The 17,006-nt window shown below is 39.3% G+C and carries 12 protein-coding genes; 5 read left to right on the forward strand and 7 right to left on the reverse strand.

From position 1 onward, the window contains the following. The first annotated feature begins 42 nt into the window (after positions 1–42). Both mnmC and FNZ24_RS03915 read left to right on the forward strand, forming a co-directional pair. The gene (mnmC, locus tag FNZ24_RS03910) at positions 43–2,241 is read left to right on the forward strand and encodes an FAD-dependent 5-carboxymethylaminomethyl-2-thiouridine(34) oxidoreductase MnmC (protein WP_153913119.1); all 2,199 of its coding nucleotides are present in this window, start codon (positions 43–45) and stop codon (positions 2,239–2,241) included. A gap of 84 nt (positions 2,242–2,325) precedes the next feature. Continuing rightward, complete coding sequence (locus FNZ24_RS03915) at positions 2,326–2,781, forward strand: hypothetical protein (protein WP_153913120.1); 456 nt, start codon at positions 2,326–2,328, stop codon at positions 2,779–2,781. A gap of 8 nt (positions 2,782–2,789) precedes the next feature. Here the strand turns inward: FNZ24_RS03915 and FNZ24_RS03920 are convergent, their stop codons facing one another. From FNZ24_RS03920 to prmB, 6 genes are read right to left on the reverse strand one after another with little or no spacing between them, the layout of a single operon-like run. Beyond that, the gene (locus FNZ24_RS03920; protein ID WP_153913121.1) at positions 2,790–3,335 is read right to left on the reverse strand and encodes an RNA methyltransferase; all 546 of its coding nucleotides are present in this window, start codon (positions 3,333–3,335) and stop codon (positions 2,790–2,792) included. 20 nt (positions 3,336–3,355) lie between these two features. Next, positions 3,356–3,631: a YfcL family protein gene (locus tag FNZ24_RS03925; RefSeq protein ID WP_153913122.1), complete on the reverse strand. Its 276-nt coding sequence runs from the start codon at positions 3,629–3,631 to the stop codon at positions 3,356–3,358. A gap of 3 nt (positions 3,632–3,634) precedes the next feature. Then, on the reverse strand, positions 3,635–4,837 hold the full coding sequence (locus tag FNZ24_RS03930) for an ATP-NAD kinase family protein (RefSeq protein WP_153913123.1): 1,203 nt from the start codon (positions 4,835–4,837) through the stop codon (positions 3,635–3,637). A gap of 56 nt (positions 4,838–4,893) precedes the next feature. After that, the gene (locus FNZ24_RS03935) at positions 4,894–6,066 is read right to left on the reverse strand and encodes an MFS transporter (protein WP_153913124.1); all 1,173 of its coding nucleotides are present in this window, start codon (positions 6,064–6,066) and stop codon (positions 4,894–4,896) included. Next, entirely contained in the window at positions 6,067–7,161 is a 1,095-nt protein-coding gene (gene aroC, locus FNZ24_RS03940; RefSeq protein WP_153913125.1) for a chorismate synthase, read from the reverse strand. Positions 7,162–7,203: 42 nt separating this feature from the next. After that, entirely contained in the window at positions 7,204–8,148 is a 945-nt protein-coding gene (gene prmB / locus FNZ24_RS03945; protein ID WP_102529495.1) for a 50S ribosomal protein L3 N(5)-glutamine methyltransferase, read from the reverse strand. An 80-nt stretch (positions 8,149–8,228) separates the two neighbouring features. Here prmB and smrB point away from each other — a divergent pair, with 80 nt between their 5' ends. After that, a complete protein-coding gene (gene smrB, locus FNZ24_RS03950; RefSeq protein WP_153913126.1) occupies positions 8,229–8,756 on the forward strand; it encodes an endonuclease SmrB in 528 nt (175 codons plus the stop codon). A 163-nt stretch (positions 8,757–8,919) separates the two neighbouring features. On the opposite strand, the gene sixA is transcribed toward smrB, so the two are convergent. Further along, positions 8,920–9,393 carry a phosphohistidine phosphatase SixA gene (gene sixA / locus FNZ24_RS03955; RefSeq protein WP_153913167.1) on the reverse strand — a complete coding sequence of 158 codons (474 nt, stop codon included), beginning with the start codon at positions 9,391–9,393 and terminating at the stop codon, positions 8,920–8,922. A gap of 199 nt (positions 9,394–9,592) precedes the next feature. Between sixA and FNZ24_RS03960 the strand changes: the two genes are divergently transcribed. Together FNZ24_RS03960 and FNZ24_RS03965 are read left to right on the forward strand one after the other, a co-directional pair. Next, positions 9,593–12,400, forward strand: coding sequence for an insulinase family protein (locus FNZ24_RS03960; RefSeq protein WP_153913168.1), 2,808 nt, complete (start codon positions 9,593–9,595; stop codon positions 12,398–12,400). Positions 12,401–12,674: 274 nt separating this feature from the next. Continuing rightward, the gene (locus tag FNZ24_RS03965) at positions 12,675–16,964 is read left to right on the forward strand and encodes an EAL domain-containing protein (RefSeq protein WP_153913127.1); all 4,290 of its coding nucleotides are present in this window, start codon (positions 12,675–12,677) and stop codon (positions 16,962–16,964) included. The last annotated feature ends 42 nt before the right edge of the window (positions 16,965–17,006 follow it).

Genomic DNA, 17,006 nt, shown 5'->3' on the forward strand with positions numbered 1-17,006 from the left:
TAGGTAAAATAATCTCAATAGAACCAATTTTGAGTATGAGCTTTGACCAATTTAACCACTGACTTCCCTATAGTTACCCGAGATTGTGCAACAATATCGACTAATTTTCCAAGTAGTTACTGTCAAAACCCTGATTATGCAGCAAGCATAAGGCATTATTATGAAACTGTCTTGTTAGATACGCCAAACTCTCATAAAACCTTATGTATTGGTCAAATCGGTTTTGGGATTGGCATGGAAATCATGCTGCTATGGCAATTATCTGAACGATTCAATCAATCGATTCATTTAAGTGTATTTGATGCTCATAGTTTAAATGCTTTGGAGCTGTTCCAGTTAATTGAACATGCTAACAGTGAAATAAATACCCCGTCACATCCTTGGTATGCGCTTTCTCAACAACTAAAAACATCTTGCATTGCCAATATTGCTGGCTGTCAAAGACTTAGTTTCAACCAAGGTCAATTCATCATTGATATTCACTTTGGTGATATTCTCAAAAATGTCCAAGGTGTGCCTTTTAGCCAGCCATCTCTAATCAGCTTTTGGCATTGCTTACCTCATACGACCTGTCCTCAGTATTTAGATCAACACCTAACAGAAAAACTCTGTTGGCAGATGGGCAGAATTAGCCAAGATAATGCTACAATTTATGCTTTTAGTGAACTTGAGAAGCCCACAAAGCTATCGCACCTTGCCAAGCTTACTGGGTTCAAACTCACATCTACCCAGCAAGTTGAAGGTGTTTTAACTACCAGGCCAACTGATTTAAATCGGGCTCTCGATGACATTGCACTGTGTGAACGTAAAGCGCTACGCCAAACGTTATTAAGCGAATATGCCTATTGTTTGCCTAATACTGAATTTAAAACCGATGTGTGTGAAGATGCGAATAATCGTGCACATAATAATCATGAACGCGAGAGCTCAGTTGCAGTTATTGGTGGTGGTATTGCAGCAGCTCATCTTGCTTTATCACTTGCAGAGAAAGGCAAAAGTGTCACTATTTATTGTAAAGATGAGCACCTTGCCGATGGCGCTTCAGGTAATAAACAAGGGGCGATATACCCTTTATTGACCCCTGATAACAACTTGATGAGTCAATATTTTCAGCAAGCATTTTTATACAGTCGCCGCCGTTTACAAGAGCTCACCGATGCTGGTCATCAAATTAGTCATCAGCTTTGTGGTGTTCTTCAAACTGGCTTTGATGAGCGCAGTGATGCCAGATTAAATAAAATCATTAACGGTCAACATTGGCCAAGCGAAGTCGCTTATGCTGTCAAACCTAATGAAGCGAATGCATTAGCCAATATTCAGATTGATAAACCCGCATTTTTCTATCCATTAGCTGGCTGGATCTGCCCCCATGAATTCGCCAAAGCCGCCATTAAACAAGCCCAAGCCATTGCTGCTAGCAAAGGCGTTGAGGTTATCGTAAAGCTTAATCATCAAGTATGTAAGCTAACTCAACTTGAAATTACCCAAGCTGAACCAACTAACAAACAAACAAGTTCCACTTGGCAGTTAACTACCCGTGTGCAAAGTGAATTAACCAAGCAGCAGTTTACTCATCAAACAGTGGTGGTCGCTTCTGGCGCGCAATTAACTGAATTTGCGCAAACTAGCTCGCTGCAAGTGACGGGCTTTCGTGGTCAAGTCAGTCATATTCCATCAAAAGGAAAGTTGGCTGATTTGAATACTGTCATTTGCGCTCACGGTTACCTGACACCAGAAAATCAGCAACATCACTGTGTTGGCGCAAGTTATGTCAAATCACCAGACAGTCTTGAGTATTGTCCCAATGAACAACTTGAGAACGCTCAAAAGATGCATCACAGCTTCCCCGATAGAGATTGGGTAAATGATGTTGATATATCTGATGCAAACGCAAGAGTTGGTGTACGCATGGTGACTCGAGATCACTGCCCTATGATGGGATTAGCGCCAAACATTAACGCTATTTTTGAGCAGTACAATACTGAGCCATTAGGCGAACACCAATTGACAGTAGCCAGCAGAAAATTTTGGCGCCGCAGAACTGCCCCATCATACCAAGGCTTATATGTGTTGGGCGGTCTAGGCTCTAGAGGGTTAAGCTCAGGCCCTTTGGCTGCTGAAGCTCTGGCCTCAATATTATGCGAGCAAACCCCACCCATAAGTTACGACATGTTTGCAATGTTAAACCCTAACCGTATGTGGCTAAGGAAATTACTCAAAGGTAAATCGTTGATGGTTTAATTTCGAGTTTGATTAAGGTGTTTAGTCAGTAAACGATAAAGATTCATTTAACATCAATATTCTAAACTTGTTATAGGAAGTGTTATGAACCAAAGGATCCACCAAGCTTATTTAGGCGAGTTGTACGGCATCGCTTTTTTTACTCTTCTAATGAATGTTGAGGAAGATAAGCCGCGTCAATCATTGTGGCGAAAACTAGTTGAAGTAGAAACGTTAACAGGAGAACACTTATTATCGCACCTGTTAAAACAATCTGAACGCTTTAGTTACCCTGTCGAACAAATGACCCAGAAAGGTAATCATGATGCGCAAAAGTGGATGAAGCTTGAATGGCATGAATTACTACAAACGTTAGTGAAATGGGTTGAACCTTATGAAGTCGAATATCGTCAATGGGCAAATGATTGTACTGAAAACCAAGTCATATTTGATTTAATCGCTGACCACGAAACAGCGATATATCAATGCTTACAAGCTGAATTAGCACAAAAAAATGGCCAAGCATTGCTTGACCAATTTTTAACTAAATATGAGAAATAAATAATCGGTTATTTAAGCCAAGTTTTTACTTTGGTACGATTATTATTGTCTCGACTTTCACGGATTAATTCGTCATCAGCCGCTATTTGAGTACTTTTTGATAAACGGTCATATAACAATACATTGACTGAGGCCGCTAAATTCATACATCCCACCGTTGGCACATAAACCACCTCGTCTGCAGCATCAATAATTTGCTGCGGAATGGTGCCGTCTTCTGGACCAAAGATATAAAACGCATCTGCAGGATGTTCAAATAACGGCAACGGCGTTGCACCAACAACTAAGTCGACACAAACAATTTTAGCGCCTTCAGGCACCTGCTCAAGCAGTGATTCAACCCGTGTTAGCGGAATCGTTTTAGCTGCATTTTTAGTATCAACATCGTATTGCGCCTCACCAGAACGTGCCGCTAACTCGTATCGATTACCCGTATAAAAAACAGATTGTGCTTGATAGCAACCTGCGGCGCGCATGATACCGCCAACATTCACTGGCGTTTTAGGATTAACCAGCCCGATTGAAGCTGTTGATATGTTTTTTTGTTCAGTCATGCCAATTCGCTTACTAATGCTTATTTTATATCGCTGATGATTTGACGTAATTGTTGCCAAGCCGATTGTACTAAAGCAAAGTCAGCAGATTCTAATTCATCATTAGCGAGCGCCAAACAATCAACCATTTTGTCATCTAAAGCATCAAGACCACTTAGCTGCTCTTGTTCAAGCTGAGAAAAAACCACGGCAATATGACCTTGTAAGTAGCCACTTGCAAAAAGCGCGTCATCATCACCGTTGGCAACGGTATGCTCAATCCACCCTTCTAACGCTGCATCATACTTCTCTAACATGGTTTAACTCTCCGATAAATCTGGGTTGGCAACTTGGTACATCACGTAATCGTGGTATCCAGTGGTAATTTTATAATAACCAGTAAGCACACTATCTAATTCAGGGTCGCCACTATCCACAATTAATGGCCTGCCTTCAAGTGCTTTTAGTTTTGTTTTTGTCGCTAGGATAATAATATTATCTTTTCCGACTCTTTTAATCAGCTCAGGCGATAGCTGCTGATTACCACGGCCAAGGATATGTCCCTGCCCGCCTATTAACGTAATCACTAATTTTGTAGGCTTGTCTGCAGTTAATGTTAACAACTGATTTGCAGTCACATCTGCAGCAATCACCTCTTGGTGTTGAATCACATCAACACCGAGTAAAGTATTATCTAGGTGTAATTCTTCCATAACAGCAGCAACAGTTGAACCACTGCCGATGATATATAACTCATCTTCCATTTGATTGATGACATCCGCTGCAATGTCAGCCAAAACTAATTCATCGACTTCTTTACCGCCCATTTTAACCGCTTGAATATAACGCGGCTCAGCAGGAACTAACATTTCACCAAAACGTTTTGCTTTAACCTTTCCTTGCCTGAACGCTTGCTCATCAATGTCCATGACATCTGCAGTCATTAAGCTCACTAACTCTCGTTTGAGCAGCATGCTAACGACAACGCCAGCAGCATGAGGCGTTATTGCATAGACTCCTGAATGAATTTTTACACCCGCTGGCACGCCCAGTACTGGCAACTGGGTAGGTAATGAGTCATCAACTACTGCGTAAATATCGCGGGCAGTGCCATCGCCACCAGCGAACAATAATAAATCTAAAGATTCATTCATGAGCGCTTTCGCAGTCGTTCGAGTATCTTGAGCTGTGGATGATTGAGCTGCAATCTTTGAATCTGCTGAATCTGTGGAATCTAAAGTATGCTGACTAGCGTTGTTCTCTTGATAAGAGTGAACACAGGTTGCGCTGAACCCCATCTCAACGGCGAGGGTTTGCCCCATGTCACCAGATGCAGTAATGATATCTATTTGATCTTTAAACGGCTCTATCACAGCTAAAGCTTGCTGCATTCTTAAACCAGCTTTTGGCTCTGCGCCCTTTTCTATGGCTATTTGAGCCACATTGTCAGAGCCTTTGAGCCCTACACTGCCGCCTAATCCGGCTAGCGGATTAATGATCAAACCTAATCGAAAACGCTTCACTGCTATCAATCCTCTATTTGTCTATTCTGACGTAAAAACCACTATTAAAACTAATATTAACCATTACTTATACCAAGAGCCTTTGGCTCCTTTATCGCTACTGCAGCTAATAATGATAATAAGGCACACAAGGAGGCAAATAACCAAGTCAGACTAGACCCTGAGCCATCACCCCAGATTATTCCGCTTATCCATATTCCAATCGCGCCACCTAAACCAAAGCTTAAACTGGCATATAAAGCTTGGCCTTTGCTGCGATGCGCAATATCAAAATTACGATGAATAAAATGTATCGATGCTGCATGTGTGAGACCAAATGTGAATGCATGCAATGCCTGACTAACTGATAAAAGTAGAATATTATCTACCCCATAAGCTAATAGCACCCATCTTAATACTGTGAAGGCTATGCTGACTATCAGTAACAATTTTACACCGAAGCGCCCTAATAGTTTCGGCGCTAGCATAAACATTAAAATTTCAACAACCACGCCAAATGCCACAAATAAACCTGCGACCCCTTCCGAGTAACCAGCTTGTTTTAGGTATAAAACAAAGAAGCCATAAAAAGGGCCAACACTCATTTGCAATAATATCGCTGAGATTAAAAACCAAATAATAGGCGATGTTAAGGTTAAAGGGGGCCTAGCGTTAGCCTCACCGAGCGAGGCTCTATTATTAGGTAATGCCAATGCGCATAAAAACATGCCAATAAACAGCACCATGCCAATGGAGGGAACAATTTCGGCTCCGTACTCACTAATAGCAAAACCTGCTGCAATCACTAAACAGATATAGCCAACACTGCCCCAGCTTCTTATCGCGCCGTAACGATGCGACTCATCCCCTAAACTCTCGAGCGTTATGACTTCAAGCTGAGCAAGAATCGCATTCCAGAAAAAGGTATAAACCATCAAACTTAACGCAAGGTACGTTAAGCTTCCGTCAAAGAAAAAACTGATATAGGTTATCGCAGCTGCAGCTGAGCCAAACTTAACCAGTTCAGAACGCATACCCGTTCTGTCAGCAACCATGGCCCAGACATTGGGAGCAATAATGCGGGTTCCCATGAGTATTGCCATAAGAAAGCCAATTTCTTGCGCGTTAAAACCTCGGTTATCAAAAAAGACACCGAGATATGGAACCATTAAACCAAGAATTGAAAAAAAGAAAAAGTAACAAGCGCTGAGCCAACGAACGTTGGGCTCAGCAGATGACGCATTAGGCATTTATTTCATACCGATAACAGGGGTTTGGGAAACCACATCCTGATTTTGGGCGCGATGACGAAGCAAGTGATCCATTAGAACTATCGCTAACATCGCTTCAGCAATGGGTACCGCTCGAATGCCAACACAAGGGTCATGACGACCTTTAGTCACAACATCAGCAGTAGTGCCTTGTGCTGTCATGCTTTGTCCTGGAACTGAAATACTTGATGTTGGTTTTAGCGCAATATGAGCAACGATTGGTTGACCAGAAGAAATGCCACCTAAAACGCCGCCAGCATGATTTGACTCAAAGCCAGCTGGAGACATTAAATCACGCCCTTCAGAGCCTTTTTGAGTCACAACACCGAATCCATCGCCGATTTCAACACCTTTAACGGCATTGATCCCCATTAAGGCATGTGCAATATCGGCATCAAGTCGGTCAAATACTGGTTCACCTAATCCAACAGGAACCCCTGTAGCTGCAACAGTAATTTTAGCACCAACAGAGTCGCCCGATTTTTTTAAATCACGCATGTACTCATCAAGTTGCTCTAATTTAGAGGCGTCAGGAAAGAAGAAAGCATTTTGTTCGACTTCATTTAAGTCAACCGATTCGGCGCAGATAGGCCCCAACTGAGACATGTAACCATTAATTTCGATTCCATGAACTTGCTTTAGGTATTTTTTAGCAACCGCGCCAGCTGCTACTCGCATCGCAGTTTCACGGGCAGATGAACGGCCACCACCACGGTAATCACGTAGACCATACTTTTGCTGATAGGTGTAATCAGCGTGGCCTGGGCGGAATAAGTCTTTGATGTTTGAATAATCTTGACTGCGCTGATCGGTGTTTTCAATTAATAAACCAATGGATGTTCCCGTTGTTTTATCTTCGAAAACACCCGATAGGATCCGCACCTCATCAGGCTCACGACGTGCTGTCGTGTAACGAGATGTGCCAGGGCGGCGGCGGTCTAAATCGTGTTGCATGTCTTCAACTGTCAGTTCAAGACCTGGTGGGCAACCATCAATAATACAACCTAATGCAACACCGTGACTTTCACCGAAAGTCGTTACGACAAAATTCTGACCTATGCTATTTCCCGACATGCTATCTCATTACCTCAAGGTGATATATTTTTCTAATCGTTATTATTCACTATCTTTATAGATGGCGAAAAGTGATTCATTTTCAACTAGCTGATCATAAGTAAGAACAAACACACCGTCTCCGCCATGTTCAAACTCTACCCAAGTGAAAGGAACATCAGGGAACTGCTCGTTTAGATGCACCATAGAGTTGCCCACTTCAACAACTAACAAGCCATCTGGAGTCAAGTAATCAGCTGCATTTGCAAGAATACGCTTGGTTAAATCTAAACCGTCGCGCCCTGAAGCTAAACCTATGGCTGGTTCGTGATGATATTCATCAGGCATATCGCCAATATCTTCTTCATCTACGTAAGGCGGGTTAGATACGATCAAATCGTAATGCGGACCTTTTTCAATAGCAGAGAAAATATCGGATTGAATTGGGAAAACGCGATCCAGTACATTCAAAGACTCGATATTGATTTGCGCCACTTCTAAAGCATCTTCGCTAATATCTAAAGCATCAACTTCCGCATCTTCAAACGCATAAGCACATGCAATAGCAATACAACCACTGCCGGTACATAAATCCATGACACGAGTAACAGGTTTGTTATACAACCATGGGCTGAAACCATTATTAATCATTTCAGCAATAGGTGAGCGTGGCACGAGCACACGTTCATCTACATAAAACTCTAAATCTGCAAATCGAGCTTTATTGGTCAAATAAGGAACCGGTAAACGTTCACGTACGCGACGGATAATCAGTTCAACGATTTTATGTTTTTCACTACTGGTCAAATTTGAGTTAACTACCTGTTGACCGATTTCTTCAGGAAGATGTAAAGCATGGAAAACCAAAGAAATAGCTTCATCCCAAGCGTTATCAGTGCCGTGCCCATAATAAATGTTAGCATCGTTAAAACGGCTTACAGCCCAACGCAACATATCGCCAACGGTTCTTAATTCGGTGACAGCTTCATCTACAAAGATTTTATCCAAAACATAACTCCTGAAAAATTGTTCCTGACCATTGTAACTGAAGTCTATTAAGATGACCTAGAATTCAATACAATAGCGCCATGAATAAAGAAAATAATCCTGACTTTGCGTTGTTTTCAGAGCAATTTGGCGGCGTAAAACCACTAAATCAAGATAAACACCACTTTAAGCAGTCGGTCAAATCTAAACAACAAGTCGAAGTAAAAGAACAGCAGGTTTATGCTGATAGCTATTTTTCGGATAATTATCAGCCAATTTTACCTGTTGAAGGTCCAATGCGCTGGTTAAACGAAGGCGTAGAAAAAATTGAATTGAAACGATTACGTCGTGGAGATTATCAGCCTGATTTATTACTTGATTTACATGGCATGCGCCAAGCTGAAGCTAAACTTGAGTTAGCCGCTTTACTGCAGGCATGTGTTAAGCAACATATCCTTTGCTGTTGTGTAATGCATGGCTATGGTTCTGGAATATTAAAGCAACAATTACCAATGTGGCTTGCTCAACACCCTAAGGTTAAAGCATTCCATCAAGCCACTAAAGAATGGGGCGCAGATGCGGCATTATTAATACTCATTGATATTGGCGAACATGCTCACCGCAGGTAATTAATTTTAGTAGAAAGTCTCAGCGATCAATTTTAGTAAAAAGTCTCATGTGAGTGCTTAGTTGTTTCAACATCTAAGCACTAACCTATCTAATAAACTTACGTACTAAATAAACTTACCAACAAATAAAGTTAGTGTTGTCGTAAAAAGTGCTAAGTCGGATTTACGCACTCATTTGAGCTGGTGTTTGCATCAAGTCAAAGTGCCCACCGTGTTCATTTCGCTCAATGGATGCAATTGCTGATGTCGCAAAAATAGGCGGCTCCATTCCTGCAACTAACTCACTGACCATATAACCAAGGATTGGCATGTGAGCTATGACTAACACTTTACGTGCTGCATAATGTTCGGCATATGCCAAAATGGCATCAACTGCAATTTGTGGACTTCCAGAGGGCGTAATATCATCTAATACTAGCCATTTATTAGGTTCTGGCAGGTGTTTAGCCACTTCTTGCCACGTTTGTTGTGCTCTTAAATAAGGGCTCACAATCACTAAGTCGACACTACTGACCTTTTCTGTCAGCCAGTTCGCCATTGCGTTAGACTGAGTGCGCCCTAATTGCGATAGCATTCTTTCTCTATCAGATGGTGCATCAAAGCCCGCTTCACCATGTCGCATCAAAAATAGCTGCATACTTCTATTGCTGCTCATTATCGCTACTCATTTATTATTGTGTTTGTTTTCCAATTGTAGCCTTAAATATCCCATCTACAAAGTAACAATGAAGTAAAATTAATTAGTCTTTAGTCGATATTTTCATTAGATATTTGCTAAAAGTCGCCAACGAGATCAATATATAACAAGCCTTCCTATCTGGAGCATTATCTTGACCATAAAACCAGACACAGCACTAAACACACAAAATAGTATTGTTACCAGCCCAAATGACCATCGCCAATACCGACATATTGTGCTTGATAATGCATTACGGGTCTTACTCGTTGAAGATAAAACAGCGACTCAGGCGGCTGCGTCAATGACTGTGTCAGTTGGCCATTTCGATGATCCTATATCTCGACCTGGGATGGCACACTTTTTAGAACACATGCTGTTTTTAGGCACAAAAAAGTTTCCTGACTCGGGTGAATATCACCAATTCATCAATCAGCATGGTGGCTCAAACAATGCTTGGACAGGTACTGAACAAACTAACTTTTTTTACAGTATCGATGCAGAACATTTCGAAGAGTCTTTAGACAGATTTAGCCAATTTTTTATCGCGCCAAAGTTCGATTTAGAACTGGTTGATAGAGAAAGACATGCTATTGATTCGGAATATAGTTTAAAACTCAAAGATGATATTAGACGGGTATATCAAGTCCAGAAAGTGTCTGTTAACCCTGCCCACCCTTTCAGTAAGTTTTCAGTCGGGAACTTACAAACTCTTGCAGGTGATGAAGCGGATATTAGGCAAGAATTACTTGATTTTTATCAGTCAAAATATAGCGCAAATATCATGACGCTGTGTTTAGTATCACCGCTTTCATTGTATGAACAAGCTAAGTTAGCTCAGCACTTTTTTAGTGAAGTCCAAAATAGAAAGGCACAGGCAAGTTACCCTGACACGCCCTACCTTGATGAACGTGCGAAACTAAAGCACATTAATATTTCGCCAGTAAAAGACCAAAAACGATTAAATATTAGTTTTGCTCTTCCATCTATTGAGCCTTTCTATCAACGTAAACCGCTCACTTTTATTAGTCATTTATTAGGTAATGAAAGCCCTGGCAGTTTGCTGTCATACTTAAAAGAACAAGGCTATGCGAATAACCTGTCTGCCGGTGGTGGCGTTAACGGCTATAACTTTAAAGACTACAGTATTAGTATTCAGTTAACTGAAAAAGGCCTGCAACAACTCGATGCCATTATCGAATGTACATTCGAATACATTCAGTTGATCCGTGACTCAGGTATTGAATCTTGGCGTTATGATGAGCGTTCAAGCTTATTAACCACAGCATTTAAATTTCAAGAACAAATCAAAATTCTCGATTTAGCCAGCCACCTCAGTATTAATATGCAGCACTATAAAGTTGAAGACATAGTGTTTGGTGATTATCGAATGGACGGCTTAGATGCTAAAGAGGCATTAAGCTTATTAAGCTTGTTATCTCCTAATAATATGCGTACCCAGCTTGTTTCAAGAGAAGTCAGTACTAACCAGCAAGCGAAGTGGTATTTTACACCTTACTCAATAGAAGCAATCCCAGCAGATAAAATTGACCATTGGTTACAAGCGAAACCGAGAAAGGAATTAGCTCTTCCCGCTAAGAACCCTTTTATTGTCAACGATCCTCAATCTCGCATAGAGCCGAGTAAAAGCGATGTACCAGTTGTGGTTGCTGAAGATGAAGGTTACCGCATTTGGCACCGTAAAGATGATGAGTTTAATGTCCCGAAAGGTCATATATATCTCTCACTGGACTCTGAAAATGCAAGTCCAACGCCGAAACATGCAGCATTAACCCGTTTATATGTCGAAATGCTTTTAGACTACTTAACTGAGTCAACTTACCAAGCTGAAGTGGCAGGGCTTAATTACAATATTTATCCCCATCAAGGTGGGATCACTCTGCACTTAACTGGCTTTACCGGTAACCAAGAAACCTTGCTTGCCTTGGTGATAGAAAAAGCGCGAGAAAGAAACTTTACCCAAGAACGTTTTAAGCTTATTAAAAAGCAATTACTCAGAAGTTGGACAAACGTCGCTCAAGCAAAGCCTATCGCACAATTATTTACTAGCCTGACTGTGACACTTCAAAAACGTTCCTATGAGCCAGCCAAAATGGCAGAAATGCTAGAAGACGTCACGTTAGACGAGCTTCATAACCACGTAAGCGCCTTTTATGAGAAAATATATGTAGAAGGCTTGGTCTATGGCGATTGGCTTGTCAGTGAAGCTCAGCAACTTGCCAAGCGATTAGAATTGGTATTATCACTTGTGACTAAACCAAGTGCTGAGTCCAGTCGGGAATTGATCAACCTCACTGGCAGAGGCACCTTAATGCGTGAGCTATCTGTAGAACATCAAGACAGTGCAATCATTGTTTATTATCAATCAAATCAAACAACAGCTCATACTGTAGGCCTATTTAGTTTGCTAAACCACACAATGTCGTCTACTTTTTTTCATGAGCTAAGGACAGAAAAACAGCTTGGTTATATGGTCGGAACGGGATATCTGCCACTCAATCGCCACCCAGGGATGATATTCTACATACAATCACCAACCACCGAACCTCGCAAGTTGCTCGAAGCCATTGATGAGTTCATTGCAGACTTTAATTATGCCGTCATGCAAATCACTAAAGAACAATGGGAAGCGACAAAACTTGGCTTAATAAATCAAATTTTAGAAAAAGACGCCAACCTTAAGAGCAGAAGCCAACGCTATTGGGTTTGCCTCGGCAACCGAGATTATGATTTCAAACAACGTGAAAGAGTCGTTGAAGAAATCAAACAATTTACTCGTGCCGACCTTATTAAGTTTATTGTCAGCAATATGCGCAGTAAACACAGTGACCGATTAGTGATGTTTAATGCAGGAGAGCAGCATAATCAATTAGAACCAATGCCTACTGCCCATGTCATAACGGACTTAAAAGGATTTAAACAAAATGCGGATAAATTTGAGTTTTAAGAAAAGCTTGATGACGTTTAAAAACATTTACAGATTTTATAAAACTATCATCAACAACTATTTTTACAGTGTAAAAAACTAGTATTTGCGACAATTGAAGATGATAGAGTTCATTTTTTAATCATTGCAAGCCTTTGTTTGTATAAAATTAATACAGGTAATTGAAATATATTTTTTTTATTCTTACCAATTTTTGACAAAGTATTAACTTTCTGAAAAAGTGGAGTATTACCTTGAATAATTCTAGATTACAGAAGATAAAAGTATACTTTTTATGCAGATGATAAGTCGGTTCTTGATTTGTACATTTCTCCTAGCCCATGCTTTAACGGGTCTCGCTTTTGCTGATTCTGGTACTAATTATGATCTCACTCTTAATACCGAAATTTATAATACCGAAGATGGCTTATCACAAGTAACAGTTACTAGCATAGTTGAAGACAAAGACGGGTTTGTCTGGTTAGGAACTGTAAACGGTTTAAATCGCTTTGACGGAACAAATTTTAAACACTTTTTTGCTGAAGATGGCCGCTCAAACTTACCAAGCTCTTTCATTAAAACTTTAATTGTAGACAACCAAAACAGGATAATTGTTGGTACTGATTTAGGTTTAGCAATATACGATGATGAATCCGAATCATTTACAAAAATAGAAATTGATAATAAACCTCTGTCAGAAGCCATTTGGTCAATAGCACCTCTATCTAAAGGAATAGCTATAGGTTTAAATAATAAAATTTTAATATTAAGCGATAACCTAACTAGAGTATTATGGGAGTTTAACAGTGAGGTTTTACAAGAGGTTAAAAAGGTCATTGAAGTAGGTAACAGCCTCTTTATTCGAAATTATAATGGTATTGTTTTTAAGTTAGAAGATAATAAGCTATCAACGGTTGCTTACAAATCCAATGACATTGGAATTATTTCAAATAAATTATTTATATCTACTAATGATGGCTTGTACAGTATAAAAAATAACAACAAAGAAAAAGTATCAGATATTGTTATGACCTACCTTGAACCATCAAGAAACGGTGATGAGTTAACTTCAATAATAGACTCCGATATTGTAAGGATAGATAGTAATAACAGAATAAAGAAAATAGGGTTTATCGAACAAGATGCATCAAGAAAACGCCCTTATATAAAAGAAACTAAATCTGCCATTTTTATAACCGATGTCAATTTAGGTGTCATTAAAATAGATAGAAATCGAAATCTTATAAAAAACTCAAAATTTATTAAAGAAAACATTTGGGCTATTACACAAACAGATGAAAACATATTTTTAGCAACAGACTCTTTGGATGTAAGAGTTTTAGACAAATCTCTAAAGTATTTATATTCAGTAACGATTGAAAACGCATCAGGCCCAAAATCGATAAAAGTTTTAAACAACCAACTCTATACAGGGAATATTACAGGTTTAACTAAAACAGACCTTTCGACTTTAGAGACCGTTCAAATATTAAATAGACATATTAGTAATGTACAAGTAAGTGAGAGCAAAGACAAAATATATGCTTCTACTATCAATGGAAAAGTATTTGTTATAGAAAACTCTACAGTTACCGACACCTTGACTACTGGTGAAAGATATCCAATATTCGATTTAATTGAAAAAAACAATGAACTTTGGATAGCATCTCAAGGTGGGTTATTCAAAATTAAAGATGGTAATACAGAGAAAATATTCTCTGAAAGTATGGTTACCACATTAAAGTTTGATGAAAATGAGCTCTACTTTGGTACAAGAAACTCTTTGTTAAAGCTGAATATCCAAACTAACGAGCTAAAAGAAATATTTAGACATAACAAACTAATATACTCGATAGAGATTTTCGATAATTTTTTAGTTTCAGCCTCAGCGATGGAACTAAATATAACGAATAAAACCAGCTTTAAAAATTTAAAATTAACAAATAGAAACGGTTCTCAAAGCGATTATAACTCTTTAGCTTCATTACATATTGGAGATTACTCTTTATTTGGAGGCACTAAAGGAATCAGCATTGTAAACCCGAATGAAATATATAATGATATTTTAATGTCAGGAAGCACAAATGCAGCTTTGATTGATTTCTCATTATTTAATGTTTCAGAAAATATTGGTGGAAAAATCTTAAACAAACCAATAAACAAACAGAGAAACATAACCTTAAAATACTCTGACTACCCTTTTACCTTTACGTTTGTTACTCCAGGACAACCTTTAGAAGAGTTTGACTTTTATTATCAAATGGAAGGGTTAAATGACAGTTGGTTGCCCTCGCAAAATATAAACTCAGCAACATACACTAACCTTTCTGCTGGAATTTATAACTTCCATGTTTATGCTATTAATAAACTTTCAGGAAAACAAAGTGAGACCAAGTCTATTCAAATAACGGTCACCCCTCCTTGGTATTACTCTTTTGAAGCAAAACTTTCCTATACATTACTATGCTTTATTCTATTGTTTATTATAACTAAAATAATTCTTCGCCGTCGTCAAATACAAAAACAAATCGCACTAAGCGAAGAAAGATTAAAGCTATCTCTTTGGGGGAGTGGCGATGAAATGTGGGACTGGGATATTGAAACCGGAGAGATATACCGCTCCAATATTTGGGGAACTTTAGAATTCCCGCAAGATGGTCAGCGCTCAGGAAAACCTGGTGAAGAAAGTAATATCCACCCTTTAGATCAAAATAGGGTCAAGACAGCACTTAATGACCACTTTAAAGGATTAACTGATCACTTCGAAGTCGCTTATCGAGTTAAAAGTCGTGAAAACCTTTGGATGTGGATCCTCGATAGAGCCAAAATTGTTGAAAGGGATCACAAAGAAAACCCTGTACGTATGACAGGTACAATAAAGAATATTAATAACCTCAAACAAACTGAGGAACAACTGCGTTTGTTCGAACGTGCTATTGAAAATATCTCAGAAGGTATGTTTATTCTTGATGAAAAGTACCGTTTTGTAGAAGTGAATGATGCCTGTTGTGAACTGACTAATCAAGCTCGTGATGAGTTTATTGGTCAGCTCTTCAGCTTTGGGCGCTACCCTGAATCATATTCAAATCAAATACATGCTTCACTCTCCCAACAAGGTTGTTGGAGTAATGAACTTGAAGCTAACAAAGGTGATGGTAGCCACTTTTTAATGGAACTTACCGTTGATGCTATATATAACCAACAAGGTGAAACCACCCATTATGTAGGGGTTTTCTCAGACATCACCCGCCGAAAGCAACAAGAAGAAGAGCTAAGAAAGCTCACCAACAGCGATATTTTAACCGGCTTACCAAACCGCTCAAGTTTGCAGGTGACTCTTAATAACTTAGTTAAAAAAGATATCCATCATACTTTGATGGTTTTAGATTTAGATAATTTCAAACGTATCAATGACTCTCTAGGTCATCAGATAGGCGATGAGTTATTAGTTGATGTTGCCAAACGTATTCAAAATAATGTCCCTAAACATGTCAGCTTATATCGTTTAGGTGGTGATGAATTTGCTATTTTGGTTGATCACAACCCTGATATCGGTTCATGTGCTGCAATTGCCTCACGAATAATAGACGCACTTAAAGAAGAATTTAAAATCGACAACGAATCTTTAGTTGTTGGCCTAAGTATCGGTATCGTGCTTTACCCAGAGGATGAGCAAAATGAACAGGCCTTATTACGTAAAGCTGATATTGCTATGTATCACGCTAAGGCTGGTGGCGGTAATCGCTATCAGTTCTATTCAGAATCCTTAAATCAGAATGCACTTCGCCAACTTGAGGTTGAAAATCTAATCCGAGAAGGTTTAAAAGAAGATTTATTTGAAGTTTACTATCAACCTAAAGTCGATTTGAAAGAGGATAGTCTCGTTGGCATGGAAGCTTTAGTTAGATTAGTTCATCCTGATCATGGCATTATTGCTCCGAATGAGTTTATTCCTTTAGCTGAAGAAAATGGCCTTATTGTAGAAATCGGTGATTTAGTGTTACGAAAAGCTTGCTTTGCAGCGCAGAAATGGCGTGAGCAAGGTATCTTTAATGGTCGTGTAGCGATTAACTTATCATCTAGACAGTTTGCCCTTCCCGATCTACAACAACGTATCTCCAGCGTCTTACAGCTTACAAAATTACCTGCTTGTCATTTAGAACTAGAAATAACTGAAAGCACAATTATTAAAAATCCAGAAAATGCGATTAAGGTAATGAACCAGCTTGCGAAGATGGGGGTAACACTTGCGCTAGATGATTTTGGTACAGGTTACTCGTCATTATCATATTTGAAACGTTTCCCTATCCACTGTTTAAAAATAGATAAATCATTTGTAGATGACATCAGCAAATCTGATAGAGATCTTAAGATGGTTGATAGCATAATCACCATCGCTCATAACATGGGCTTATCTGTCGTCGGAGAAGGCGTAGAGGATGATGCTCAACTCAATATATTGAAAGCGCTAAAATGTGAAGAAATCCAAGGATACATTTTCAGCAAGCCAGTTCCAGAAAATGATTTCACTACACTATTGAATATCAATTTCGACAAACAAGAGGAAAAACGCATTAGCAGTTAACATTGGCACAACAAGTGCAACTAGCAGTTCAGACGTCAAATA

This window comes from Shewanella sp. TC10 (assembly GCF_009663145.1).
In the GTDB taxonomy this organism is placed as follows: Bacteria; Pseudomonadota; Gammaproteobacteria; order Enterobacterales; family Shewanellaceae; genus Shewanella.

Bases quoted from the DNA above. Each gene is read 5' to 3' on its own strand.
- FNZ24_RS03915 (WP_153913120.1), top strand. From the start codon at position 2,326: ATGAACCAAAGGATCCACCAAGCTTATTTAGGCGAGTTGTACGGCATC.
- FNZ24_RS03920 (WP_153913121.1), bottom strand. From the start codon at position 3,335: ATGACTGAACAAAAAAACATATCAACAGCTTCAATCGGGCTGGTTAAT.
- FNZ24_RS03925 (WP_153913122.1), bottom strand. From the start codon at position 3,631: ATGTTAGAGAAGTATGATGCAGCGTTAGAAGGGTGGATTGAGCATACC.
- FNZ24_RS03935 (WP_153913124.1), bottom strand. From the start codon at position 6,066: ATGCCTAATGCGTCATCTGCTGAGCCCAACGTTCGTTGGCTCAGCGCT.
- aroC (WP_153913125.1), bottom strand. From the start codon at position 7,161: ATGTCGGGAAATAGCATAGGTCAGAATTTTGTCGTAACGACTTTCGGT.
- smrB (WP_153913126.1), top strand. From the start codon at position 8,229: ATGAATAAAGAAAATAATCCTGACTTTGCGTTGTTTTCAGAGCAATTT.
- sixA (WP_153913167.1), bottom strand. From the start codon at position 9,393: ATGCAGCTATTTTTGATGCGACATGGTGAAGCGGGCTTTGATGCACCA.
- FNZ24_RS03965 (WP_153913127.1), top strand. From the start codon at position 12,675: ATGCAGATGATAAGTCGGTTCTTGATTTGTACATTTCTCCTAGCCCAT.